General features: G+C 46.2%; 25 protein-coding genes. 16 read left to right on the top strand and 9 right to left on the bottom strand.

The features are described from left to right. The first annotated feature begins 6 nt into the window (after positions 1-6). The gene (locus H7F26_RS04755; protein WP_003186259.1) at positions 7-1,338 is read left to right on the top strand and encodes an MFS transporter; all 1,332 of its coding nucleotides are present in this window, start codon (positions 7-9) and stop codon (positions 1,336-1,338) included. Between the two features lie 94 nt (positions 1,339-1,432). Continuing rightward, positions 1,433-2,173 (top strand): YwaF family protein, encoded by a 741-nt coding sequence (locus H7F26_RS04750; protein ID WP_003186257.1) that lies wholly within the window; start codon positions 1,433-1,435, stop codon positions 2,171-2,173. 96 nt (positions 2,174-2,269) lie between these two features. Here H7F26_RS04750 and H7F26_RS04745 read toward each other — a convergent pair whose 3' ends face one another. The 3 genes from H7F26_RS04745 to H7F26_RS04735 all read right to left on the bottom strand — a co-directional run bounded on the left by H7F26_RS04745 (position 2,270) and on the right by H7F26_RS04735 (position 6,415). Continuing rightward, positions 2,270-4,444 carry an MMPL family transporter gene (locus H7F26_RS04745; protein WP_003186255.1) on the bottom strand — a complete coding sequence of 725 codons (2,175 nt, stop codon included), beginning with the start codon at positions 4,442-4,444 and terminating at the stop codon, positions 2,270-2,272. Between the two features lie 116 nt (positions 4,445-4,560). After that, a complete protein-coding gene (locus H7F26_RS04740) occupies positions 4,561-5,199 on the bottom strand; it encodes a two-component system response regulator YdfI (RefSeq protein ID WP_003186252.1) in 639 nt (212 codons plus the stop codon). Continuing rightward, positions 5,192-6,415, bottom strand: coding sequence for a two-component system sensor histidine kinase YdfH (locus H7F26_RS04735; RefSeq protein WP_011198417.1), 1,224 nt, complete (start codon positions 6,413-6,415; stop codon positions 5,192-5,194). Before H7F26_RS04735 ends, H7F26_RS04740 begins: the two co-directional genes overlap by 8 nt. 270 nt (positions 6,416-6,685) lie before the next feature. On the opposite strand from H7F26_RS04735, the gene H7F26_RS21860 reads away from it, so the two are divergent. From H7F26_RS21860 to H7F26_RS04720, 4 genes are all read left to right on the top strand, one after another. After that, on the top strand, positions 6,686-6,856 hold the full coding sequence (locus H7F26_RS21860; protein ID WP_003186246.1) for a hypothetical protein: 171 nt from the start codon (positions 6,686-6,688) through the stop codon (positions 6,854-6,856). Continuing rightward, positions 6,853-7,029: a hypothetical protein gene (locus H7F26_RS04730; protein ID WP_085959885.1), complete on the top strand. Its 177-nt coding sequence runs from the start codon at positions 6,853-6,855 to the stop codon at positions 7,027-7,029. Before H7F26_RS21860 ends, H7F26_RS04730 begins: the two co-directional genes overlap by 4 nt. Before the next feature lie 121 nt (positions 7,030-7,150). Further along, positions 7,151-8,014, top strand: a complete 864-nt coding sequence (locus H7F26_RS04725; protein ID WP_003186243.1) for a glycosyltransferase family 8 protein — start codon at positions 7,151-7,153, stop codon at positions 8,012-8,014. Between the two features lie 138 nt (positions 8,015-8,152). Then, a complete protein-coding gene (locus H7F26_RS04720; RefSeq protein WP_003186242.1) occupies positions 8,153-9,100 on the top strand; it encodes a phosphoglycerate dehydrogenase in 948 nt (315 codons plus the stop codon). A 30-nt stretch (positions 9,101-9,130) separates the two neighbouring features. Here the strand turns inward: H7F26_RS04720 and H7F26_RS04715 are convergent, their stop codons facing one another. Continuing rightward, complete coding sequence (locus tag H7F26_RS04715) at positions 9,131-9,511, bottom strand: VOC family protein (protein ID WP_003186240.1); 381 nt, start codon at positions 9,509-9,511, stop codon at positions 9,131-9,133. A gap of 142 nt (positions 9,512-9,653) precedes the next feature. Here H7F26_RS04715 and H7F26_RS04710 point away from each other — a divergent pair, with 142 nt between their 5' ends. From H7F26_RS04710 to H7F26_RS04700, 3 genes are all read left to right on the top strand, one after another. Beyond that, positions 9,654-10,844: a class I SAM-dependent rRNA methyltransferase gene (locus tag H7F26_RS04710; protein ID WP_003186238.1), complete on the top strand. Its 1,191-nt coding sequence runs from the start codon at positions 9,654-9,656 to the stop codon at positions 10,842-10,844. A gap of 98 nt (positions 10,845-10,942) precedes the next feature. Then, complete coding sequence (gene putP / locus H7F26_RS04705; RefSeq protein WP_003186236.1) at positions 10,943-12,409, top strand: sodium/proline symporter PutP; 1,467 nt, start codon at positions 10,943-10,945, stop codon at positions 12,407-12,409. Between the two features lie 10 nt (positions 12,410-12,419). Beyond that, positions 12,420-12,704, top strand: a complete 285-nt coding sequence (locus H7F26_RS04700) for a hypothetical protein (protein WP_009329830.1) — start codon at positions 12,420-12,422, stop codon at positions 12,702-12,704. A 56-nt stretch (positions 12,705-12,760) separates the two neighbouring features. Here the strand turns inward: H7F26_RS04700 and H7F26_RS04695 are convergent, their stop codons facing one another. Both H7F26_RS04695 and H7F26_RS04690 read right to left on the bottom strand, forming a co-directional pair. Continuing rightward, positions 12,761-13,444, bottom strand: coding sequence for a CidB/LrgB family autolysis modulator (locus H7F26_RS04695; RefSeq protein ID WP_003186234.1), 684 nt, complete (start codon positions 13,442-13,444; stop codon positions 12,761-12,763). After that, on the bottom strand, positions 13,426-13,812 hold the full coding sequence (locus H7F26_RS04690) for a CidA/LrgA family holin-like protein (protein ID WP_003186233.1): 387 nt from the start codon (positions 13,810-13,812) through the stop codon (positions 13,426-13,428). Before H7F26_RS04690 ends, H7F26_RS04695 begins: the two co-directional genes overlap by 19 nt. A gap of 483 nt (positions 13,813-14,295) precedes the next feature. Here H7F26_RS04690 and H7F26_RS04685 point away from each other — a divergent pair, with 483 nt between their 5' ends. From H7F26_RS04685 to thiE, 5 genes are all read left to right on the top strand, one after another. Further along, positions 14,296-14,724, top strand: a complete 429-nt coding sequence (locus H7F26_RS04685) for a YwqH-like family protein (protein WP_017474084.1) — start codon at positions 14,296-14,298, stop codon at positions 14,722-14,724. Then, positions 14,721-14,990: a YwqI/YxiC family protein gene (locus tag H7F26_RS04680; protein ID WP_009329829.1), complete on the top strand. Its 270-nt coding sequence runs from the start codon at positions 14,721-14,723 to the stop codon at positions 14,988-14,990. Before H7F26_RS04685 ends, H7F26_RS04680 begins: the two co-directional genes overlap by 4 nt. Before the next feature lie 120 nt (positions 14,991-15,110). Further along, the gene (gene cidR, locus H7F26_RS04675; protein WP_003186230.1) at positions 15,111-16,028 is read left to right on the top strand and encodes a cidABC operon transcriptional activator CidR; all 918 of its coding nucleotides are present in this window, start codon (positions 15,111-15,113) and stop codon (positions 16,026-16,028) included. Further along, positions 16,025-16,834 carry a hydroxyethylthiazole kinase gene (thiM, locus tag H7F26_RS04670; protein ID WP_003186229.1) on the top strand — a complete coding sequence of 270 codons (810 nt, stop codon included), beginning with the start codon at positions 16,025-16,027 and terminating at the stop codon, positions 16,832-16,834. The genes cidR and thiM overlap by 4 nt, the downstream gene beginning before the upstream one ends. A 1-nt stretch (position 16,835) precedes the next feature. After that, entirely contained in the window at positions 16,836-17,510 is a 675-nt protein-coding gene (gene thiE, locus H7F26_RS04665; protein ID WP_009329828.1) for a thiamine phosphate synthase, read from the top strand. 202 nt (positions 17,511-17,712) lie between these two features. Here the strand turns inward: thiE and H7F26_RS04660 are convergent, their stop codons facing one another. After that, positions 17,713-18,876 (bottom strand): ROK family transcriptional regulator, encoded by a 1,164-nt coding sequence (locus H7F26_RS04660; RefSeq protein ID WP_003186224.1) that lies wholly within the window; start codon positions 18,874-18,876, stop codon positions 17,713-17,715. A 191-nt stretch (positions 18,877-19,067) separates the two neighbouring features. Between H7F26_RS04660 and xylA the strand changes: the two genes are divergently transcribed. Both xylA and xylB read left to right on the top strand, forming a co-directional pair. Further along, positions 19,068-20,414 carry a xylose isomerase gene (xylA, locus tag H7F26_RS04655; protein WP_003186222.1) on the top strand — a complete coding sequence of 449 codons (1,347 nt, stop codon included), beginning with the start codon at positions 19,068-19,070 and terminating at the stop codon, positions 20,412-20,414. Then, positions 20,414-21,913, top strand: coding sequence for a xylulokinase (xylB, locus tag H7F26_RS04650; protein ID WP_003186220.1), 1,500 nt, complete (start codon positions 20,414-20,416; stop codon positions 21,911-21,913). Before xylA ends, xylB begins: the two co-directional genes overlap by 1 nt. Positions 21,914-21,965: 52 nt before the next feature. Here xylB and H7F26_RS04645 read toward each other — a convergent pair whose 3' ends face one another. Then, a complete protein-coding gene (locus H7F26_RS04645; protein WP_003186218.1) occupies positions 21,966-23,504 on the bottom strand; it encodes a solute symporter family protein in 1,539 nt (512 codons plus the stop codon). Beyond that, a complete protein-coding gene (locus H7F26_RS04640; protein WP_003186216.1) occupies positions 23,501-23,815 on the bottom strand; it encodes a DUF485 domain-containing protein in 315 nt (104 codons plus the stop codon). The genes H7F26_RS04645 and H7F26_RS04640 overlap by 4 nt, the downstream gene beginning before the upstream one ends. Positions 23,816-23,824 lie beyond the last annotated feature (9 nt).

Below are 23,824 nucleotides of genomic sequence, written 5' to 3'. Positions count from 1 at the left end.
CCTGTCATGAAACAAACAACTTTAAAAGAGAAGCCGACAAAGGTTAGAGTGCGGGTACTGCTGTTTATTTTTGTATGTGTCGTGATCAATTATATGGATCGAAGCAATATCTCTGTTGCAGCTTCTGCAATCGGGGACGATTTAAACTTGTCTGCCGTTCAATTGGGCTTGATTTTTTCAGCTTTCGGCTGGGCTTACTGCGCACTGCAAATACCGGGCGGCGGGCTTGTCGACCGGTTTGGCCCGAGGCTTGTCTACGGCTTTACCTTGGTTACATGGTCGCTCGCAACATTGCTTCAGGGGTTTGTCCGCGGCTTCGGTTCGCTATTCGGCTTGCGTCTTGCGACCGGAGCGTTTGAAGCGCCGGCTTTTCCGACCAATAACCGGGTGGTGACTTCATGGTTCCCTGAACAGGAAAGAGCTTCAGCCATTGCATTTTATACGTCGGGGCAATTTGCCGGCCTTGCATTTTTGACGCCGGCGCTCAGCGCCATCCAGCATGTCGTCGGCTGGCGCGGCCTTTTTATTGTAACAGGGGTGATCGGCATCATCTGGGGCCTGATCTGGTATATCTTTTATCGTGATCCTGATCGTCATCCAAAGGTAAACAAGGCTGAACTTGACCATATTGAAAAAGGCGGGGGTATCGTCCGCCGCGGCCGGACTTCCGAGAAAGAGAAATTGGCATTTACTTGGAAGCATTTTAAACAAGTGACCGCTCATCGCAAGCTGTGGGGCATATATATCGGACAGTTCGCCGTTAATTCGACTTTATGGTTTTTTCTGACGTGGTTTCCGACATACCTTGTAAAATATAGAGGCCTTGATTTTCTCCAATCCGGTTTTCTCGCCTCGCTTCCATTTCTTGCGGCATTTACCGGTGTTCTGTTGTCCGGCTTCCTGTCCGACTTTTTGATCAAAAGAGGCGTATCGGCCGGGGTTGCCCGCAAAACACCGATTATTACCGGATTGTTCCTGTCTATTTCAATTATCGGTGCCAATTATGTCGATCAGACATCTCTGATCATTTTGTTTATGACGCTCGCCTTTTTTGGAAACGGTTTGGCCTCCATTACATGGGTGCTTGTATCGTCTTTAGCGCCTAAGCATTTGATCGGGCTGACCGGCGGAGTATTTAATTTTGTCGGCAGCCTCGCCTCCGTTATCGTTCCGATTGTCATCGGCTTTCTCGCCAACGGCGGAAGCTTTGCGCCCGCCCTCGTCTTTATCGGAGCCCTCGCCCTTGCGGGAGCGCTTTCCTACATCTTTCTTGTCGGAAAGGTTGAACGGATTCAGGTCAATGATAACGCAGAGGAAAACGATTCTATTTCTATGTGACACCCGGCTGCCGGATATTCGGCGGCCTTTTTGAATAATAGATCATGGTTTGTCACAAAATAACGTTCAAATATTTTGATGACAGGTGCTCAGGATGAAAACATACTTTCAAAAAGATTATCAGCTCGGCTCGTTTCAATTTTTTTCAACATCTCATATACTGACTTTGCTGGTGCTTGCAGCGCTCGGCGTTTGTTTGTTCGTCTTTCGCAAGACGTTGCAAAAACCGCGGTGGAACCGGGTGATTCGCTATGCCTTTGTGGCGGTTTTATTGATTTCTGAAATCAGCTACCACTCCTGGTTTATCTATGTAAATTCATGGACGCCGCGCTATTGTTTGCCGCTCCACCTCAGCGACCTTTCGGTTTATCTCGTCATCATTCTGTTATTGACGAAAAACCTCAACTTGTTTAAATTTCTTTATTTTGCCGGTTTGGGAAGCGCGCTGCAGGCGATTCTGACGCCTGACTTGGGAAGGTACGGCTTTCCTCATTTCCGCTTTTTTGAATTTTTCATTTCCCACGGGATCGTCGTTCTCGCCTGCCTCCTGATGATTGCAGCCGAAAGGTATAAGCCGACGGTTCGCTCTCTCTGGGTCACGTTTCTTCTTGTCAATGTTTATGGTGCTCTCATTTTTTTGATCAACCGTTTGCTGAACTCGAACTATATGTACATGATGAAGAAGCCCGGCGGCGGAGCATCGCTGTTAGATGTGCTCGGGCCATGGCCGTGGTATCTTTTATCAGCTGAAGCGGTCACGATCGTCTTCTTCTATCTTCTCTATTTGCCGTTTTGGATTGCCGGGAAGGTGAGAGAAAAAAAGGATCATGCATGATTCTTTTCCATGGCTGATATTAGCGATTAACCTTTTCTAAAAAATAAACGTTTGTATGAAGCAAAAAAGCAGATCTCGTAAAAGATCTGCTTTCTATTACATACTGATTTGTTTCTTTTGTTCATGAGCTGTTTCTGGCTGTATTTCCTTCGTGAGTTGATGCCCTTCTATGTCTACATTCGGAATAATCTTGTCCAGCCATTTTGGCAAATACCAGGCTGCATTCCCCATCAGCTTCATCAGACTTGGAATCAGTGTCATTCGTACAATAAATGCATCAAAGAGCACACCAAAGGAAAGAGCCGACCCGTTGGCTTTAATAGAAGCTTCACCAGCAAAGATAAACCCTGCAAAAACGAATATCATGATCAGGCCGGCTGCGGTGACAACAGGACCGCTGTGTTTTAATCCAGCCTGAATGGCTTGTACTGGATTCTTTGTTTTTACATATTCTTCACGCATTCTGCTTACAAGGAATACTTGATAATCCATCGCTAATCCGAACAGAATCCCAATGGATAAAATCGGCAGGAACGCGAGTATCGGCCCTTTTTCAGGTATTTTGAAAAAGTCGATGAGATTCCCGTCTTGTAAAACAAATACACAGATTCCAAGAGTGGCTGTCATCGTCAATATGAAACCTGCGACAGCAACAAGAGGCACAAGCAACGAACGGAATACGATTGTCAGCAATACAAACGCAAAACCAACAATGAGTACAGCAAACACCGGTATCGCATCATTAAGGCGATCTGAAATATCAATATTCACTGCGGTTGATCCAGTAACGAGCAAATCTACTCCGTTTTTATCTGATAAGCTGCGTACATCCTTTACCAAATCCTTCGTTGCTGCATCATTTGGACCTGTTTCAGGAACTACTGTAATGATGGCAAAGTTCCCTTCTTTATTAGGCATTGCCGGAGTGACACTCGCTACATGGTCCAGTTCCTTTATTTCTTTCACTGCATCTGCGAAGGCTTCCGCCTTATTTTCTGTTACACTTGCGGCATCCGCTACGATTGTTAATTGACCATTAAATCCTTCTCCAAAACCGTCGGCAAGCAAGTCATAAGCCCGGCGATCCGGGTTATCCTTCGCTTTCATCCCTGCATCAGGCAAGCCCAGCTCCAAATGCATAGATGGGATACTAATAACGAGCAAAATCAGAATGCTGCATACACTTAGCATGATAGGATTCTTTGTGACAAAGCGTCCCCAGACATTTGTTTCCGCGCTTTGTTTTTCTTTTTTCTTGTTTGCTTTCGGAACCATCCGTTTCCCCGCTATCGACAAGACGGCAGGCACAAGCGTGATTGAAGCGAGAACAGCCATCAGTACACTAAGTCCTGCTGTCAGCCCCATTGCAGACATAAAAGGAATGTTAACGACAGTCAATCCGCAAAGTGCTACGATAACAGTAAGTCCGGCAAAAACGACTGCACTCCCGGCTGTTCCTGTAGCTCTCGCAATTGATTCATTTTTTTGTATACCTTCGCCTAAAAACTGGCGGTGCTTCGTAAAAATAAATAAAGCATAATCAATTCCAACTGCAAGGCCAATCATTCCGGCTAATGATAGACTGACGGAAGCGATATCGAATACTTGTGTCCCAATCAAAACAAGCCCAATACTTACACCTAATCCAATCAGTGCTGTTAAAATCGGCAAACCTGCTATTAATAAAGAGCCAAACGTAATGGCCAAAACGATAAAGGCCAAAATAATGCCGACAATTTCAGAGATACCGCCTATCTCCATCTCAGCTCCTGGTACATCTCCGCTTAGTTCAGTTTGCAATCCTTCATAATCAGCCATTTTCAAACTGTCTTTTAAGTGTTTGATAGAGTAATCTTTAATATCATCTGCTGATGATTTATACTTGATATCAGCATAGGCAACTGTGCCATCTTTCGCGATTGTTCCTGTCACAAAAGGACTTGCAATCGAGTCAACGGAACCATCTTTATCGATTTCCTTTAACGTATTTTCTATTGCTTTTTCCGCTGACTTCGAAGTCAGTTTCTCCCCATCTTCAGCACCGAAAATAACCCGTATGCTCCCTTTATCAGGACCGTGGGGAAATTCTTTTTGAATGACATCCATCGCTTTTTCCGAAGGTGTGTCAGGTATGGACATATCCTCAGAAAAACTTGGTTTTAACGTGATTGCAAGGCCTATCGAAGCAACTAGCACAACGATCCATGCGCATATTACTTTTATGCGATTGCGAGCAACCCATCCTCCTAATTTATATAACATTTTTGACATGATAATCTCCTTTCAACACATTGCTTGATCACATTCTTTCTCATTGTAGTGGACAATGAAATAAAAAAAACGTACATTCGGGCATGTACGTTTGGGCAAATTTTAATTTGATATTATTAGTCTAATGTCAGAACGCCTCTTTGCATGGCAATCGTCACTGCTTCAGTTCTTGAATTCGCGCCTAATTTATTGTAAATGGACGTTAGTCTAGACTTTACTGTTCTCTCAGAGACGCCCAAATCAAAGGCAATCGCTTTGCTTTTAAGACCTTTAGCAATTGCTTTTAGAACTATGACTTCCTTTTCTGTCAGCTGCGTATCACTGCTCTGCTTCTTCATCCGCTCCAATTGGATTTCTTGCAGACGTTTTAAGATATCAGGCTGCAATAGTACGTTTCCTCTTATTGCTGCGTCCATCGTATGAAAAAGGGTTTCTGAACTTGTATCCTTCAATAGATATCCTTTCGCCCCTAATTCAATTCCTTCGATCATTAAGTGATCTTCATTATACGTAGTCAAAATAATGATGGGGATGTCGTGTTTTTCTTTTATTAGTTTAATGGCTTCTAACCCGCTCATCTCCGGCATATACAAATCCATGAGAATAATATCCGGTTTTAATTCATCTGCAAGGCGAACTGCTGCTTTGCCATTTTCCGCCTCTCCTATGATGATGTAGTGATCATTCGTTTCAATTAAAAGCTTCAGACCTTCCCTCACGACAAGATGGTCATCAACGATTAAAACCTTATTCATCTGGCATCTCTCCCTGAATTGGTACAGTGATATCAATTTGTGTTCCTTTAGATGTTGTACTCTTTATATTGAATTGGCCTTTCATTGCTCTGACGCGTTCTTCTATGCCGAGAAGCCCATAATGTCCTCTCTTTTTCTTGCCTTTTTCAACATCAAATCCTTTGCCGTTATCCTTGACGGTTAAATGGAGCCTCCTCTTATCATCATCCCAAATGGACACTGAGATCGTTTCTGCTTCAGCATGCTTTACGGCATTCGCTATGCATTCTCCAATGATGTAATAACAGTTTTCAGCTGTTCGAACGTCCGGCACTTGGTCTAATCTGTAGTCTAAAAAGCAAGCCATGCCTGTCGACTCTTGAAAATGATCCATTAATGAGGTAATTCTTTCTTTTAAAAAACCGATTTCTTCTGATTTGCTGCGCAGATCGTCAATCGCTGAACGTGCATCAGCTAGTGTGCTTTTCACTCTATTCATAGATTGTTGAACGATTTCTTTTGCTCTCTCTGTGTTGTCTTTGGCGAGATGAACATGAATAGCGTCCAGCTGCATATTTAAACTGACCAGCCCCTGAGCAAGCGTATCGTGCAAGTCCCGGGCCATACGCTGTCTCTCGTTTTGCAGCGTCAGCTGTTCTACCTGCTGATGAGCCAGCTCCAGCCTTTCAAGAGTCAGCTGCGCTTTTGTCTTTTCATCGACTTGGGCAAAAAATGTAGCGGCATATGTGATAATCACGATCATAATAGGTACTGCTATGACAAGAAAATGCAAATATTCACCTTTGTGAATATGATATAGTACAGTGATTGACAGCAGAAGCAATAAATAAAGGATGAGGAACGTCTTTCTTCTGTCTGCCATTCCTATAATCTGTCCGATCAAAAATGCATAAAGGCCAATGATGATCAGCACTAAAAAGCCTGACATGACATTAGCAAGTGTAAAAGTGATCAAACCTTGTAATACGAAGTACAGAATCACCCTTTTCTTAACCCAGCGATATGAGTGCCAATGCAACAAAGCAAAGATGGCGGTCAATACCGTAAACACATTAAGCAATAAAATGGACCAGCTCCCATTAAGAAATTGCAGCACGATAGAGGCGACATAGATCATGAGAATAAAAGCCAGGCCCGGCACTCTGAGTGCAAGCATATTTAATGCCCGCCTATCATGTGAGTAGTATTTTTCTTTGAAAGGATTCCTTATCAGCAAACCTCATCCACTTCCTTTAACAGTTTAACCAAAAAGAGACTTATGAAAATCGATCCCATTTCATTGAACGTGCAACATATATTTATCCAATCATTTTATAGGAAGAGAAGGAACACAACAATACCAATGTGCAGTGAACCATTAGATCTTCCCAACATATGAACATTGCCCAAACGTACATATGCATTCTGCCTTTATGTACGTTTTATCTTTCCAAATTTACATTTAAAATAATGAGGAACTCACTATTGATTAAAGGAATGATCAACATTGAAATCGATTGATCTCACAATTTTATCATTAAAAAGAAAAGGAATCCGAACTGAGAAAGTGTCAAAAAATCAGTGCCCTGATCGATTAAGCAATGCGAACGAAAAAACAGACAAGCATAGATACAAAAATCGTCAATCCAAGAACAAGCGTAAAGAAAAAGAGGAATGAAGATGTATTGGTTCTTAGGTGCTTTATTATATTTTCTCGTCGGTACTTGTATTTTCATTGGAGTCATTAGAGGCAGTCACTCAGGCTCATGGATACTCCTTGCATTAGCAGCTCCGCTTATCATTGTTGGCTATCCTTACTTTTATTTAAAGCAGCATCTTGCTAAAAGATAGCAAAATAGACGCTATACAATCTGAGGATCTTGCATGATCCTTTTTTTTTTCGGCCTATCAACGGTGTTTATTTTTCGAAAAAAGGGAATAGAACAAAAAAAGAAAAGGAGATGGACGACATATGAAAAGCGACCGAACCATGCATATTATTTCTTGTACAGACAATAACTACGCACAGCATTTAAGCGTGATGTTCTCATCATTGCTGACGAATATGGATCAGACGCGCGAGGTGAAACTGTATGTCATCGACGGAGGGATTGAACCGGAGAATAAAAAGCGTCTGGAAGAGACGACCCTCCAATTCGGAGCTCCTATTACATTTCTTAATGTGGAAAAAAGCCAGTATGACAAAGCGGTCGAAAGCAGCCATATTACAAAAGCGGCTTACTATCGAATTTCCATTCCCGATCTGATTGATGACGAATCCGTTAAACGAATGATCTATGTCGACTGCGACGCCTTAGTTTTAGAGGATATATCGAAGCTGTGGGACATGGACATTTCACCTTATTTCGCGGCGGCGGTTGAAGATGCAGGCCAGCATGAACGGCTGAAAAAGATGAACATCAGCGATGAAGCAAAATATTTTAACTCGGGCTTAATGATCATCGATATGGAAGCTTGGAGAAAAAACGACATTTCGAAAAAAGTCATCGACTTTATCAATAACAACGATGAAGACATGTTTGTGTTTCATGACCAAGACGCATTGAACGCGATTCTTTATGATCAGTGGCTCGAACTTCATCCGAGGTGGAACGCCCAAACACACATTATTTTAAAAGAAAAAACACCGGCTTCCCTCATCGATCAAAAGCGCTATATGGAAACAAGGGCAAACCCGGCAATCGTTCATTTCTGCGGCGGAAACAAGCCTTGGAATTCAAACACCTCACACCCGTACGCCCGTCAATATTTTAAGTATTTGCAGTCCACAGCCTTTAACCAGCCGGCCAAATTGTCTAAAAACCATGTCAGCTAACATGCCAATCTCATTTTAAATCGCAGGATGAATCGATATAATGACAACAAACCCTGACGTATCCCCATATTCGCTTGTTTCCTTCGGAAACAAGCATTTTTCTGGTCGGGAAAATTCCTGCTGAATGGAGGAGAGCTTTTGGTTAAAGTGCTGTTGACGCTCAACGGACTGTTTTACCGCGCTGCGCCGCGCTTGAGAGAAAGGGTCGAACGGCTCGGCGCCGAATTTGCGTTTTTGGATTCAAATCGGTTGACGAGACAGGATTTACTGACTCATATCAAGGATGTCCATATTTATATCGCCGGCGTTGAAAAAGCGGACCGGGAGCTGATCGACGCCGCTCCGGGACTCCGGTATATCATGAAATTCGGCGCGGGAATCGACAATATTGATGTGGAATATGCAAACGAAAAAGGGATTCTCGTCACGAATGCACCCGGCCAAAATGCCTCGGCGGTCGCCGATTTGGCATTCGGTCTTCTGCTGTCTGGCGCCCGTTCGATCCCGCAGTCAAACGCGGCAGTCAAAGCGGGCTTATGGCAAGCGGCGATGGGCTATGAGCTCGATGGAAAAACGCTGGGGCTTATCGGTTTTGGGGAAATCGGCAAAAAGGTTGCAAGGCGGGCTGCCGGGTTTAATATGAACGTTTTGGCGTACGGCACATACAAAGACTACAATGCAGCCAAACGGCTGAATGTGCGGTTCGCCGAGCTTGACGATCTCCTGGAAAAATCGGACTTTGTATGTATCAGCACATCATTGAGACCTGCCACCTATCATTTAATCAATCAAGAAAAACTGGCAAAAATGAAGAAAACCGCGTACCTGATCAACATTGCCCGCGGAGAAGTGGTGGACGAAAGCGCGCTTATTCAAGCGCTTGAGCAAAAACAGATCAGAGGCGCAGCATTGGACGTCTTTGAAACCGAACCGCCGGCTGCCCGGATCGCCGGTCTCAGCAATGTCATTTGCACGGCGCATATCGGCGGCGCTACGTATGAGAGCATCAGGCGCATCGAAGAGATGACATATCAAAACATCAAAAGGTTTATCGAAAAACAGCAGCCGGCTTTCCGCGTTCAATAAAAACCGGAAACGGCGATAAGCCGCGTCCGGTTATGTTCTTTGAAAAAACTCGACCATTTCTCCTTCGGGCCCAAAAAGAAAAAAATAGCGGAAGCCGTTCGGCAATACGGTAATCTCATCTTCCATCAGCTTGATGCCGGCGCCTTTTACGCGATCAAATTCAGCCTCGATATCATCGGTCGAGACGGCAAAATGATGAACTTTTCCTTCCTGAGGAAGGTTGTCGTTATATCCCTCGATCAGTTCGAGCTCTGTCTCGTCTCTGTTCTCAAAGCCTAAAAAAGCGAGTTTCATGACGCCGTTTGTATGGGTCATTCTGCCTTTCAGCGTCATTCCGATCACATTCTGGTAGAATGCGATCGAAGCATCAATGTCTTTCACCATCAGTCCTACGTGGTCAATTCGCGCCATTTCGCCATTCCTCCTTTAGTTTCTCCATCATCTTAGAAAAATCGGAATCATCTGTCAATTATATCGATTACATGATGAATAAGAACATCTATCAGGCGTTATGGTAGGATAGAGAAGACTTTAAGATAAGGACTGAATTAAAATGCATACATTAAAAATAAAACATCCATTCGCTGCAAAAATGAAAAAGGGCTATCCCCTAATCGAAAAAGAGGCCGTTTCTTCGCAAGAAAACGGCATAAAAGAAGGATCGCTGATCAGGATAACCGATGAAAACGGCAGGTTTTTAGGAAAGGGCTATTATGGCGAGCAAAACAAAGGGATCGGCTGGATTCTGACTCGAAACGAGGGGGAATCGATTGACCAGTCATTCTTTTTAAGCAGGCTGGCGAAAGCATTTCAAGCCAGAAAATCGCTTTTTCAAGACCCGGATACAACCGCTTTTCGTTTGTTTAACGGGGAAGGCGACGGAATCGGCGGCTTTACGATTGACTATTATGACGGCTACTATTTGTTCCAATGGTACAGCAAAGGGATTTATACGCTTAAAGAAACGATTATGGAAGCCCTTGATGAATTGACGGATTATAAAGCTGTTTATGAGAAAAAACGGTTTAATACGGCCGGGCAGTATGTGGAAGATGACGACTTTGTCAAAGGCGAAAGAGGAGACTTTCCGATCATTGTGAAAGAGAACGGCATTCATTTTGCCGTTTACCTCAATGACGGAGCGATGACCGGCGTTTTTCTCGATCAGCGCCATGTCCGCAAGGCGGTTAGGGACCGGTATGCGGAAGGGAAAACCGCGCTCAACACATTCTCATATACCGGCGCATTTTCTGTGGCGGCGGCGCTCGGAGGCGCTGAAAAAACGACGAGCGTTGATGTTGCAAACCGCAGCTTAAGCAGGACGATCGAACAATTCAGTGTGAACGGGCTGGACTATGAAGCTCATGAGATTAAAGTCATGGACGTTTTTAAATATTTTCAATACGCGGCCAAAAAAGAACTCGCCTTTGACCTTGTCATCCTTGATCCCCCTTCATTTGCGAGAACGAAAAAGCATACATTCAGCGCGGCAAAGGATTACAAAAATCTGTTAAAAGACGCGATTCGAATCACTAAAGATCAAGGTGTGATCGTCGCTTCGACGAACAGCAGCGCATTTGGAATGAAAAAATTCAAAGGCTTTATCGAAGAGGCATGCAAAGAAACGGGGACGCGCTTTACAGTGCTTGAGGAGCATTCGCTTCCCGAAGATTTTAAAACGGTGAAAAGCTATCCTGAGGGCGATTATTTAAAAGTTGTCTTTTTACAGGTTCGCCATCGTTAATGTAAGGCTGGAGAAAAAATTTGCGATAAAAACAATACCTGTCGGTCAATTATTCATGTATATTGATATTACGCAAATCACACAGGCAGGGGGAAGCTATGAATTACGGAATTTTAATATCGATAGGTATTTATATGGCGGGAATGCTTTTCATCGGATATTTTGCATATCGCAGGACATCAAATTTGACCGATTACATGCTTGGCGGAAGAAATCTGGGTCCCGCCGTTACCGCGTTAAGCGCAGGAGCTTCCGATATGAGCGGCTGGCTATTAATGGGGCTGCCCGGTGCGATGTTCCTGAACGGATTGAGCAGCGGCTGGATCGTTGTCGGTCTGACAATCGGCGCTTATTTGAACTGGGTGTATGTCGCGCCGAGGCTAAGGACGTATACGGAAACGGCCGGCAACAGCATTACTATACCCGATTATTTCGAAAACCGTTTTAAAGACGGTTCAAGACTGTTACGGATGACGTCGGCTTTTGTTATTTTAGTATTTTTCACTTTTTATACATCATCCGGAATGGTGGCGGGCGGAGAGCTGTTCAGAACCGCATTCCACCTGGATTATCGGATCGGCATCTGGCTGACGGCCGGGGTTGTCATTCTTTATACGCTCTTCGGAGGCTTTTTGGCTGTCAGCTGGACCGATTTTGTTCAAGGGACGATCATGTTTATCGCGCTCATCTTAATGCCGGTAGTCGTGTTTGTTCAACTGGGGGGAATTGCGCCGGCGTTTTCGGAAGTGAACGCGGTTAACCCGGATCTCCTCCGTCCGTTTCAAGGAACAACCGTAATCGGTATCATATCTTTACTGGCATGGGGTCTCGGCTACTTTGGACAGCCTCATATTATTGTCAGGTTTATGGCGATTTCAAGCGTGAAAGAATTGAAGAGTGCCAGAAGAATTGGCATGGGCTGGATGATCTTTTCGATTTGCGGAGCGATGCTGACAGGACTCGTCGGCATTGCCTATTTCAGTGCGAATCATCTTACGTTAAAGAATGCCGAGACGATATTCATTAAGCTTGCCGACCTTTTGTTCCCTTCAATGATTACGGGGTTCTTGCTGGCCGCCATATTAGCAGCGGTGATGAGCACAATTTCTTCACAGCTTCTTGTAACCTCAAGCGCGCTGACAGAGGATTTTTATAAAGCGTTTATCCGGAAAGGGGCTTCTGATAAAGAACTTGTACTTGTCGGAAGGCTGTCTGTCCTCGCCATTTCACTGATCGCACTCTTGATGGCGCTTCATCCGAATGAAACGATTCTGAATCTTGTCGGCTATGCATGGGCAGGCTTCGGGGCGGCATTTGGCCCTGTCGTTTTGCTGAGCCTGTATTGGAAACGAATGACGAAGTGGGGCGCGCTTGCAGGGATGCTGTCCGGAGCGCTGACCGTTATTGTGTGGGAGCAAGTGAAAGCGTTTGACCCGGTTTATGAAATCATTCCCGGATTTATTGTTTGTACAGTCGTGATCATCGCCGTCAGCCTGATGACAAAGAAGCCGCGGGCAGAGATTGAAAAGGAATTTGAGACTGCGGTTGAACAGCTGAAAGGTTGAGAATCTAGTGATGGCCTTTGTCAAAGTATTGTTGACGACCGCTTTTCTCACAGGGGCTTTCGCAGGATTCCTGTGGGCATTTTCCAAAGAAAAAGGCGATGGATTTTTCTCGGAAATGGCGGCGGATGGATCGGGAGTCTTCACACTTTTCGGTTTGATCGGTTTACTGAACGTCAAACTGTTAAAAGCAATTTCCCCAAAACTGCTGCATGACAGGTCTTTTAGGTGTATATCTTTTATTCTGGCCGTTGTATTATTGATGATGTCTATATTCATATGGCTGATCGATTTCTAAATGAAAAAACCAAATTGGCGGAAAAACCTTCACCAATTTGGTTTTTTTTTCGGCTATTACACTGCAATAAGGGAAATCAGAAACGGCGCTGCGCAAAGCGTGATGATCGCGGCCAGGATCATCGACACGCTTGAGATCGTTCCGGACACGGAGCTCAGCTCAAATGCTTTTGACGTACCTGCGCCGTGGGCGCTTGTGCCAAGCAGTACGCCCCTCGCGATTTCATTATCAATCCGGAAGTAGCGAATGACCATCGGTCCGATCACTGATCCGAACAAGGCGGTCAATATGACAAAAACAGCGGTCACCGCCGGCATTCCGCCGATCATTTCAGAAACGTTCATTGCAATTGGCGTTGTGACAGATCTGGGAACGAGGCTCTCGATCAGGTCTTCATTCAGCTTGAAGAGTTTTGCGATAAACGCTGTTGACAGGATCGCGATACAGCAGCCTACAGCCACGTTGATAATGATCTCAACCGCGTATTTTTTTAAGACTGGAAAGTATTTGTACAGCGGAATCGCAAAAGCCACGGTTGCCGGCTGGAGCATGTCCGTCAACAAGCGTCCGCCCGCATTGTACGCTTCAAAAGGGACGTTGATGAAAAGCAGCAGGCCGACCAGTATCACCGGCGTGACCAATAAAGGTGACGCATACACCTTTGGATGGCGTGAATACACCGCTTTTGCGCCCAAATAGATTAAAACTGTTGCGATCAGGCTTAAGCATCCGATGAGCATGTTTTTTTTCTTTCCTTTCTTTTGGCAATCAATTGAGTCAGCATTCCGGTCGACACCATGACGACGAATGTACTGATGAGGACAACGAGTATAATGCTTGTGCCGAATTCAGCCAGAATATCTCCGTAGTTCATAATCCCGACGGCTGAAGGGACGAAGAACAAAAGCAGCTCCGCGAGAAGCCACAGCGCGCCGATTTCAATCCATTCCAGCTTAATGATTTTGAAATGGAGAAGCGCAAAAATGACGATAATCCCGAGAATGCTGCCGGGAATGTTTATATGAAGAACCTCGACAATCAGATTCATGAAACGGGCGAATAAAAACAAAAGAGCGACCTGACCTAATCCTTTAATGAATGTTTTCATGTCATTATCCCCCTTTCTAAACAAGAGTGTACATGAGTTTCAAGTATAGGTAAAATACATATACAGAATATATATTATTCATTTTGTCTATAGTTAAAAGCGCAAATCAGGTCAAAAGCAACAGTTTAATAACTAAAATTGGAAAACGTCATACGGAATCATTTGGCGATTTTTTGTGACCATTAAACCGCCGTGTTCCCGTGCCTTTAGACTTGTCCGCAATGAAAGCGGTGTACAGATGATTCAAAAAGACGGGTTATATGTCCTTGAAATGCGGTGTGAGGATGATGGCGAACTGTGTATATATCCCTAAAAACAGTCTTTAAAGCCTATTCAACATCCGTGATTTTCGACTTAAACTATAAATATTGGAAATGAGAGCAAGTCTAGTCAAAGATGTGAATCTATGAAAAACAAACCGGATCATGATTTGACAAGGAAATAATCAATGCGAATCATACTGCAATTTCAGAGGTGACAATAATGGACTACTCAGACACGCTGCAAAAAATACACGGTGTCCTCTCCCATAAGGCGGCAGAGCTGGAAGAACAAATTGCAAGGCTGGAGCGGGCAAAGCGCGATGTAGAGCGGGAACAAAACCTCGGAATCGAAGAAATCAGGCAGATTTTGCGGCCGAATCTTAATGAGTCGTGGACCGGAAGCAGGGCAGCCGATTTTAACGAAGCACGTGATGAAGCGCACACGGCAATGTACAGAATTTTCACCGATGAGTATGATCGGTATATTCATAAAATCGATTTAAAGATATTTGCTTTAGATGCTGAAAAAGGAGCTGTTCAGGCTGCAAGCTGGTCAGCCGACCGGGCGGACTTTCTGATGGAAAAAGGAGAGGAAGCCGTCGACGCTCTGCACAGCACAATCAACGGTTTAAAAGGATGGTTGAAATGAGCAAAACGATTAAACTTAACCATGCAGCGGTTATGAAGAAGCTGGAACAAGTAAGCAGCACGCTTCAAGCCGTATCTTTAAAAAGCCCGCCAGCCGGAGCGCTCGGGCGGAACAACCTTGATTTTACGAAAAAGTGGCTTGAACGAGAAGCCGAAATTTGCAATATGGTCAAACAGTATAAAGAGGCTGTTCGTAAAAACATTGAGGACACCCGCTCAAATGTGGACACGCTGAAGGAACAGGATGAGGCGATTGCCCGAAGATAGGCGCTGCCGGCTGTATGCCGGCGGCGTTTTTTTTATTGTGGCTCTCGCGGGGGTGCAGAAAACAATGAATTTGGTTTAGAATATGAATACACGCAGGAACTCTGAAAGGGTGTCAAACAAATGGACATACGCCACTTAACCTATTTCTTGGAGGTAGCCCGTCTGAAAAGCTTCACAAAAGCCGCTCAGTCATTATACATATCTCAGCCGACGATTTCCAAAATGATTAAAAACCTTGAAGAAGAGCTGGGCATCGAGCTGTTTTACCGGCGCGGCCGGCAGATCGAGCTGACTGATGCGGGGCAAAGCATGTATGTGCAGGCCCAGGAAATCACCAAGTCATTTCAAAATTTAACTTCTGAGCTGAACGACTTGATGGACGTCAAAAAAGGGCATGTGAGGATCGGTCTGCCGCCGATGATCGGCTCCGGTTTTTTTCCGAAAGTGATAGGGGATTTCAGAGATAAGTATCCGAACGTCACCTTTCAGCTTGTTGAACACGGGTCTGTGAAAGTGCAGGAGGGAGTAGAGGACGGATCGCTTGATATCGGCGTTGTCGTCCTGCCTGCAAAAGAGGAGATTTTTCACTCCTTTACAATTGTTAAAGAAGACTTAATGCTAATCGTCCACCCGTCCCATCGTTTTGCCGATGCGGAAGAGATCGAGCTTCGGCAGTTAAGCGAAGAACCGTTTATTTTCTTCCGGGAAGACTTTGTTCTTCACGAACGGATCATTACGGCCTGCTTGAAGGCGGGATTTCAGCCGAATGTCATTTATGAAACCTCACAATGGGATTTCATCAGCGAAATGGTTTCCGCGAACCTTGGGATAGGTCTTTTGCCCGAAAGGATCTGCCGGGATCTTGACCCTGAAAGGGTGAGGATCATTCCGCTGGTGAGGCCGGCCATTCCTTGGCATGTCGCCGTCATTTGGAGAAAAGACCGCTATCTGTCGTTCGCGGCGAGGGCGTGGATTGATCATACAAAATCGTATATATGGAGCGAGAATTCAAAAACAGAAAGGAATGCAGGCGAATGAATATGGAAGATGCCGCAAGGGGAATTGAGTTAGTCAGAAAGCAAAAACCGCTCGTACACAATATGACAAACAATGTCGTCACCAACTTTACGGCAAACGGTTTGCTGGCTCTCGGCGCATCGCCGGTGATGGCGTATGCGAGGGAAGAGGCCGCCGACATGGCAAAGATCGCCGGAGCCCTTGTGCTGAACATCGGCACGCTCAGCCGTGAATCTGTTGAAGCGATGATTATTGCAGGAAAGTCAGCTAATGAACATGGGGTGCCGGTTATTTTTGATCCGGTCGGTGCGGGGGCGACGCCGTTTCGAACGGAATCGGCTCAAGCGATCATGCGCAAAGTGAAGGTTTCTGCCGTCAGAGGCAATGCTGCGGAAATTGCCAACACGCTTGGGGAAGACTGGCTGATCAAAGGCGTGGACGCGGGTGAAGAGAGCGGCGACAGAACGGAGCTCGCAAAAAAAGCCGCGAAATTATGGGATACAGCAGTCATCATAACCGGTGCTGAAGACGTGATAACGGATGGTACAAAAACGTATACCGTGGGCAACGGACATCAGCTGCTTACGAAAGTGACGGGGACAGGCTGCTTGTTTACCTCTGTCATCGGTGCGTTTTGCGCCGTTGAAAAAGACGTTTGCCGTGCCGCTGTATCTGCAGCCGCTTTTTATGGAACAGCGGCCGAGTTGGCCGCGGCGAAAACGGAAAGCCGGGGGCCCGGAAGTTTCCAAATCGAGTTTTTGAATCAGCTTGCTGCCGTTGAAGCTATGGATATAAAAGAACGCGGCAGGATCAGAGAGGTGGAATAAGATGACGCGAGTCTCAGAAGAAGCAATGAAAGATCTGTTGTCGGTCTATTTTATTATGGGGTCAAACAATACCGCAGGGGATCCTTTAACTGTTATTGAAAAAGCTTTAAAAGGCGGTGCGACCCTTTTTCAATTCCGCGAAAAAGGCGAGGGTGCGTTGAAAGCCGGAGATCAAACGGCGTTTGCCCGACAGGTGCAGGCGCTGTGCAAACAGTTCAATGTACCGTTTATTATCAACGATGATGTAGAACTCGCGCTTGAACTTGACGCAGATGGCGTGCATATCGGCCAGGATGATGATAAGGCCGCAGACGTCAGAGCGAGAATCGGGGACAAAATCCTCGGCGTTTCCGCGCATACACTTGAAGAAGTCTTAAAGGCGGAAAAGGATGGAGCGGATTACATCGGTGCGGGGCCTGTTTACCCTACTGAAACAAAGCGGGATACAAAAGCTGTGCAGGGCGTCTCGCTCATTCAAGAGATCCGCAGGCAGGGAATTGGCATTCCTGTGGTCGGAATCGGCGGGATCACGGTCGAAAACTGCGTCCCCGTCATCGAGGCCGGGGCGGACGGCATCAGTGTCATCAGCGCCATCAGCAAAGCCGCCGATCCAAAGCAGGCCGCCGAGGCGTTTAGCGAGAAAGTCCAAGCTGCCAAACAAAGCGCACATTCCTAAATGGAATATGCGCTTTTCAGCGTGTCGAGAAACCCTCGCATTCGTTGTCAGGCCTGCGCGTCGGTGCTCACGAATTCCAACATTCGCTCCGCTCCGATGCTCGACCTTCCTAGACTGCAAGGGTTTTCAATCACGCTGAAAGGATGATAAAATCTGCAAAACGCACATTCCTAAATGGAATATGCGCTTTTTTATATGAAGATTAAAATCTCTCGTTCATAAACCGTTCCAGAAAACGTTCGGTTACAAGGGAGGACATCCCAAGCGCTGAGGCGGTGCGGCCGAGCGTGGAGATTTTTAAATGATAATTAGACAAGGCTTCTGCTGCGCTTCTTGAGGCAATCGTTTTTTTGATCGCATCGACGATGCTCGGATAGGATTCCACTATGGTATTCCGCAAGATAATGGTGTCGGGATTCAACGTTTTCAAGATGTTGAGAAGCCCGATGCCGATATGAAAGCCAAAGCGTTCAAACGTCTCCATCATGCCCGGATCACCGCGGTCTGCAAGTTCTTTAACGGTTTCGTAAAGCTGGGCCCCGGAATTCGCTGCATAGTGAGAGAAGACGGCTTTTTCTGAAGCGTAAAGCTCCCAGCAGCCTCTATTTCCGCACCGGCATAACGGACCGTCAAAGTGAATGGACATGTGCCCGGCTTCTCCGGAAAAACCTTGCACACCTCTAAACAATTTTCCATTCATTAAAATCCCTAAACCGATCCCGGTATTAATGCTGACAAACACGGCATGCTCAAGCTGGCCGCCTTCCCCGTATTCCTTCTCGCCAACGGCGCCGGCGTTGGCTTCGTTTTCAATTAAAATGGGAACGCCGAACCTTTCTTCCAGTTTTTCTTTTATCGGAATCAAATGGATCGGCTTATTTGGCGTAAAGACTACATGCCGTTCGTTGTCCACCAAGCCGGGCACGCACACGCCGATTCCGGTCAATCCGAATGGGGAAGGCGGTATTTTGTCAACGGCAAGCCCCGTCAATTCGATTAATGCCTCTTCTGTCGCCTGAATGTCTTCTTCATCAAGCGTTCGTTCGAATTGTTCAATCAAATGCCCTTCAAGGTCGGTTAACGCAACAATTATATAATTGGTTCCGACATCTACACCGACCGCATAGCCGGCTTTTCGATTGAATTTCAGCATAACGGGCCTTCTGCCGCCGCTTGACTCGCCGGGGCCGGTTTCATAAATGATGTCCTTTTGAAGCAGGGAAGACACTTGGGAGGAAACGGTCGCTTTATTTAATCCTGTTATTTCCGAAAGTTTGGCCCTTGAGACGGGTCCGTTTTCAATAATCTGCTCAAAAATCAGGGCTTTGTTCATTTTTTTTACAAGGGCTTGATCCGCTGTATTCAATGTCAATCACTCCATTGCTTTGAAGCTGTGAATTTATTATAGTATAACAAATTTTGAAAACTTATTTTTTCCTCTATTTCCATTGAAAGCGATTAATTGATCCTGTAAAATACATACAAGGAAGTTAGTTTAATGGTTAAACAAACATTGTTTTTTAACGTTTGCAAGGAAAAGTGAAGGGGGAGATCGGAATGTTTTTTAGAAATATCGGAATGATTGAGTATGAAGGGGCCGATTCGGAAAATCCTTACGCATTTAAATATTACAACCCTGATGAATTTGTCGGCGGCAAAACGATGAAGGAACACCTTCGCTTCGCTGTTGCGTATTGGCATACCTTTGATGCGGACGGGAAAGACCCTTTCGGCGACGGGACGATGTTCCGGGCGTGGAACCGGCTGACACATCCTTTGGATAAAGCGAAAGCCAGGGCGGAAGCGGCTTTTGAATTTTTTGAAAAGCTCGGCGTGCCCTATTTCTGTTTTCATGATGTTGATATTGTCGATGAAGGAGCAACATTGCGTGAAACTTTCACGTATTTGGATCAAATGTCGTCTTTTCTCAAAGAAATGATGGAGACAAGCCATGTTCAGCTGCTTTGGAATACAGCCAATATGTTTACGCATCCGAGATATGTCCACGGGGCCGCAACTTCTTGCAATGCAGACGTCTATGCCTATGCAGCTGCAAAAGTGAAAAAAGGCCTGGACATCGCCAAAGAGCTTGGAGCGGAAAACTATGTGTTCTGGGGCGGAAGAGAAGGTTATGAAACATTGCTGAATACAGATATGAAGCTTGAGCTCGAAAACTTGGCTTCATTTTATAGAATGGCAGTTGAGTATGCGCGTGAAATCGGTTTTGACGGCCAATTTTTAATCGAGCCGAAGCCGAAGGAGCCGACGAAGCACCAATACGATTTTGATGCAGCCACAACGATCGCTTTTTTAGAAACTTACGGTTTAAAAGACCATTTTAAACTTAATCTTGAGGCGAACCATGCGACATTGGCCGGGCATACATTTGAGCATGAACTAAGGGTGGCTGCCTTGCACGATATGCTGGGTTCCATTGATGCCAACCAGGGCGATTTGCTCTTGGGCTGGGATACCGATGAGTTTCCGACCGATCTGTATTCTGCGGTTCTGGCGATGTATGAAATTTTGAAAGCAGGCGGGTTTAAAACCGGCGGCATCAACTTCGATGCTAAAGTAAGGCGCCCGTCATTTGCCGATGAGGACTTGTTTCACGCTCATATCGCAGGAATGGATACGTATGCAGTCGGCTTGAAAGTCGCCTCCCGTCTGCTTGAAGATAAAGCGCTCGATCAGGTTATCGAAGAACGTTATGAGAGCTATACGAAAGGCATCGGGCTTGAAATCAAAGAAGGCCGCACCGATCTGAAAAAGCTCGCCGCTTACGCTCTTGAAAACGACCATATTGAAAATCAGTCAGGCCGCCAAGAACGGCTGAAGGCGACCGTTAACCGTTACTTATTGAACGCTTTGCGCGAAGCGCCGGCAGGAAAGGAGACACGCTAGTGGAATACGTAATCGGGGTCGATCTCGGCACCAGCGCGGTTAAAATCATCCTTGTCAATCAGCGGGGAGAGCTGTGCGGCGAGGTCTCCAAACCGTTTTCCATCATTGAGCCCCATTCCGGTTATTCCGAACAGGATCCCGCAGAATGGGCGGACAAAACGAAGGAAGCCATTAAGGAATTGGTCGGGCATTTCCCGGGAAAAGCATCTCAGATTAAAGGGGTCAGCTTTTCCGGACAGATGCATGGATTGGTACTTTTAAACGGCAAAGGAGAGGTTTTGCGAAACGCGATCCTGTGGAACGATACACGGACAACCGAACAATGCCGGCTGATTAACGACAAAATCGGAAAGGAGCGCCTGCTCGAGATCGCGAAAAATCCGGCGCTCGAAGGTTTTACCCTTCCGAAGCTTTTATGGGTGAAAGAATATGAAAAAGAGTTGTTTGAAAAGGCGGCCGTTTTTTTGCTGCCGAAAGACTATGTCAGGTACACCATGACGGGGCGTCTTCACAGCGAATATTCAGATGCGGCCGGAACGCTCCTGCTAGATGTGAGACATCAAACATGGAGCGGGGAAATCTGCAGAAAGCTCGGCATCCCGGAGTCCTTATGTCCGGATTTGATTGAACCGGGCGCTTGTGTCGGCGGCCTCAGACCGGAATTCGCGGCCGAAACCGGGCTGTCTCCTGAAGTCAAGGTGTTTGCCGGCGGCGCTGATAATGCATGCGGCGCTGTCGGCGCCGGTATTTTAAAAGAAGGAACCGCCCTTTGCAGCATAGGCACCTCGGGGGTTGTTCTCACATATGAATCAAACCGTGATCAAGAGTTTAATGGCAATATTCATTTTCTGAACCATGCAGCCCCCGATGCGTTTTATTCGATGGGAGTGACGCTTTCTGCAGGACGCAGCTTCAGCTGGTTTAAAGATGTATTTGCCGGGCAGGCGTCATTTGACGAATTAATCAGCGATATTGGCCATTCCCGTCCCGGGGCCGGGGGACTGCTGTTTACCCCTTACTTGTCAGGGGAGAGAACTCCTCATGCCGACGCAGATATTCGCGCCAGCTTCATCGGGATGGACAGCGCACATACACGGGCGGACTTTGTCAGAGCCGTTATTGAAGGCATTACATTCTCCCTTCATGAAAGCATTGAACAATTCCGTGCCGGGGGAAAAGACATCAGCCGTGTGATTTCAATCGGAGGAGGCGCCAAAAGCAATCAATGGCTGCAAATCCAGGCGGATATCTTCAACGCCGACATCATCAGACTGACAAGCGAACAGGGGCCGGCATACGGTGCAGCCATGATTGCGGCCGTCGGGTGCGGCTGGTTTCCGTCGCTTGAGGCTTGTGCAGACCGATTCGTTCTCATCAAAGAAACCTTTTCGCCCCGCCGTGAATACAGCAGACAATACGAAGCTCTCTTTCAAATTTACAGAGATGTCTACCGGCACACGAAAACGCTGAACGAGCGGCTGGCAAGCTTTCGGGAATAAATAAAAACTTATGGGCCGGCCGGCTCATAAGTTTTTTTCGGCTGCACACGGTTTAAGATTGATCCATGTGGATGCCTGTATGCGCTTTGACCTGAATTTCTGCAAACGCGTCTTGACCAGGGGTTTTTGAAGATAGAATCGTTCCAAGATAAGCGCCTAAAAAGCCGAGCGGAATAGAGATGATTCCCGGGTTGGAAAGCGGGATGAGCGGGTCTCCAACAAAGATGGCGTTTCCGGCCGGGTCCCATACGCTCGGGCTGATGGAGACAAGGATCAGAGCGCTTAAAAGGCCGGTCAGGCTGCCGGCCAAAGCGCCGGCGGCATTGAATCTTTTCCAGAAGACGGTGAAGATAATGAGCGGCAAATTGGCGCTTGCCGCCACGGCAAATGCAAGCGAGACAAGAAACGCGACATTCAGCGATTGGGCAAAGACAGCAAGCAGAATTGAAAGGACGGATACGCCGATGGAAGCCCACCTTGCAGCAATCATTTGCTCTTTTTCCGTAGCCGCGCCTTTTCTGATAATCTGGCTGTATATATCATGCGCAAAAGCAGAAGCCGCCGACAGGACAAGTCCTGTAACTACCGCCAAAATCGTGGCGAAAGCGATGGCTGAGACGAAGGCGAACAGAAAATCTCCGCCGAGCGCCTGAGCAAGCAGCGGTGCGGCCATATTCCCCGCTTTATCGGCAGCTAAAATGTTTTCAAAACCGACAAAAGCGGCAGCACCAAAACCGAGAAAGACCGTCATAATATAAAATATACCGATAATCCATGTTGCCGAGACAACCGATTTCCTTGCCGTTTTGGCATCTTTTACTGTATAAAAGCGGATGAGAATGTGGGGCAGGCCGGCTGTTCCAAGGACGAGCGCCAAATTGAGTGAAAGTGTTTCAAGAGGAACTTTATACTTATTGCCGGGGTTTAGAAAATCCGCCCCGAGCGGAGTAGCTGTTTTCATTTGTTCGAACATGTTCGTCAGGCTGAAGCCGAATTTTGAAAAAACGATGACCGAAATGATGAGCGTCCCCGCCATCAAAAGAACGGCCTTGATGATCTGGACCCAGCTGGTTGCAATCATTCCTCCGAATACGACGTAGATGGTCATCAAAACCCCGACAATGCACACTGCCAGCGTATAATCGATGCCGAGCAGAAGCTTGATCAGCGCGCCGGCGCCGACTAACTGTGCAATCATATAAAAGGTGGAGATCGTGATTGTGTTTAATGCGGCGACACCGCGAATTTTCTTTTGTTTAAAACGAGAGGCAATCATGTCCGCCATTGTAAATTTGCCGAGGTTTCGGAGCGGTTCTGCCACAATATAAAGGACAACTAAATAAGCGACGAGGAAGCCGATGCTGTAGAAGAAACCGTCAAACCCGTTCAAAGCGATCATCCCGGCAATTCCGAGGAAAGAAGCCGCTGACATGTAATCTCCCGCAATAGCCAGTCCGTTTTGAATGCCGGTAAGTCCCCCTCCCGCCGTGTAAAACTCATTGGCCGTTTTTGTCTGTTTAGCGGCGAAATACGTAATGACAAGCGTGAGGGCGACAATGGCAAGAAACAAAATAAAGGCTGTGGCACTCATGAATCAACGCCTCCAATCTTCTTTTTGAAATCGCTTGCAATTTGATCGAATTGACCGGCTTTTTTCGTATACACAATGCACAGCGTCCACGTCATAACAAACTGAGCAATCGCGAAAACCCATGCCCACGTGATGGCCCCGACTGCCGGCTGATTCAAAAATGTGAAGTATGATGTCATAACCGGCAGCAGGAAATAAAAGAGCAAAAAGAAAATCGTCATCGGTACAATAAAAGCCCGTTTCCGCTTTAACAACCGCTGGAACTCCGGAGATGCCGCAGCTTTGCTGTAATCTATTTTGCCTTCTCCCATTTGTTCTTT

The organism is Bacillus sp. PAMC28748 (assembly GCF_014250415.1).
GTDB lineage: Bacteria > Bacillota > Bacilli > Bacillales > Bacillaceae > Bacillus > Bacillus licheniformis.
Note: the sequence above shows the minus strand (reverse complement) of the source record. Positions and strands in the feature narration are given on the sequence as shown.

Excerpts from the sequence above, each read along its gene's own strand:
- H7F26_RS04755 (WP_003186259.1), top strand. The coding sequence starts at position 7 with ATGAAACAAACAACTTTAAAAGAGAAGCCGACAAAGGTTAGAGTGCGG.
- H7F26_RS04750 (WP_003186257.1), top strand. The coding sequence starts at position 1,433 with ATGAAAACATACTTTCAAAAAGATTATCAGCTCGGCTCGTTTCAATTT.
- H7F26_RS04745 (WP_003186255.1), bottom strand. The coding sequence starts at position 4,444 with ATGTCAAAAATGTTATATAAATTAGGAGGATGGGTTGCTCGCAATCGC.
- H7F26_RS04740 (WP_003186252.1), bottom strand. The coding sequence starts at position 5,199 with ATGAATAAGGTTTTAATCGTTGATGACCATCTTGTCGTGAGGGAAGGT.
- H7F26_RS04730 (WP_085959885.1), top strand. The coding sequence starts at position 6,853 with ATGAAGATGTATTGGTTCTTAGGTGCTTTATTATATTTTCTCGTCGGT.
- H7F26_RS04725 (WP_003186243.1), top strand. The coding sequence starts at position 7,151 with ATGAAAAGCGACCGAACCATGCATATTATTTCTTGTACAGACAATAAC.
- H7F26_RS04715 (WP_003186240.1), bottom strand. The coding sequence starts at position 9,511 with ATGGCGCGAATTGACCACGTAGGACTGATGGTGAAAGACATTGATGCT.
- H7F26_RS04710 (WP_003186238.1), top strand. The coding sequence starts at position 9,654 with ATGCATACATTAAAAATAAAACATCCATTCGCTGCAAAAATGAAAAAG.
- putP (WP_003186236.1), top strand. The coding sequence starts at position 10,943 with ATGAATTACGGAATTTTAATATCGATAGGTATTTATATGGCGGGAATG.
- H7F26_RS04700 (WP_009329830.1), top strand. The coding sequence starts at position 12,420 with ATGGCCTTTGTCAAAGTATTGTTGACGACCGCTTTTCTCACAGGGGCT.
- H7F26_RS04695 (WP_003186234.1), bottom strand. The coding sequence starts at position 13,444 with ATGCTCATCGGATGCTTAAGCCTGATCGCAACAGTTTTAATCTATTTG.
- H7F26_RS04690 (WP_003186233.1), bottom strand. The coding sequence starts at position 13,812 with ATGAAAACATTCATTAAAGGATTAGGTCAGGTCGCTCTTTTGTTTTTA.
- H7F26_RS04685 (WP_017474084.1), top strand. The coding sequence starts at position 14,296 with ATGGACTACTCAGACACGCTGCAAAAAATACACGGTGTCCTCTCCCAT.
- H7F26_RS04680 (WP_009329829.1), top strand. The coding sequence starts at position 14,721 with ATGAGCAAAACGATTAAACTTAACCATGCAGCGGTTATGAAGAAGCTG.
- cidR (WP_003186230.1), top strand. The coding sequence starts at position 15,111 with ATGGACATACGCCACTTAACCTATTTCTTGGAGGTAGCCCGTCTGAAA.
- thiM (WP_003186229.1), top strand. The coding sequence starts at position 16,025 with ATGAATATGGAAGATGCCGCAAGGGGAATTGAGTTAGTCAGAAAGCAA.
- thiE (WP_009329828.1), top strand. The coding sequence starts at position 16,836 with ATGACGCGAGTCTCAGAAGAAGCAATGAAAGATCTGTTGTCGGTCTAT.
- xylA (WP_003186222.1), top strand. The coding sequence starts at position 19,068 with ATGTTTTTTAGAAATATCGGAATGATTGAGTATGAAGGGGCCGATTCG.
- H7F26_RS04645 (WP_003186218.1), bottom strand. The coding sequence starts at position 23,504 with ATGAGTGCCACAGCCTTTATTTTGTTTCTTGCCATTGTCGCCCTCACG.
- H7F26_RS04640 (WP_003186216.1), bottom strand. The coding sequence starts at position 23,815 with ATGGGAGAAGGCAAAATAGATTACAGCAAAGCTGCGGCATCTCCGGAG.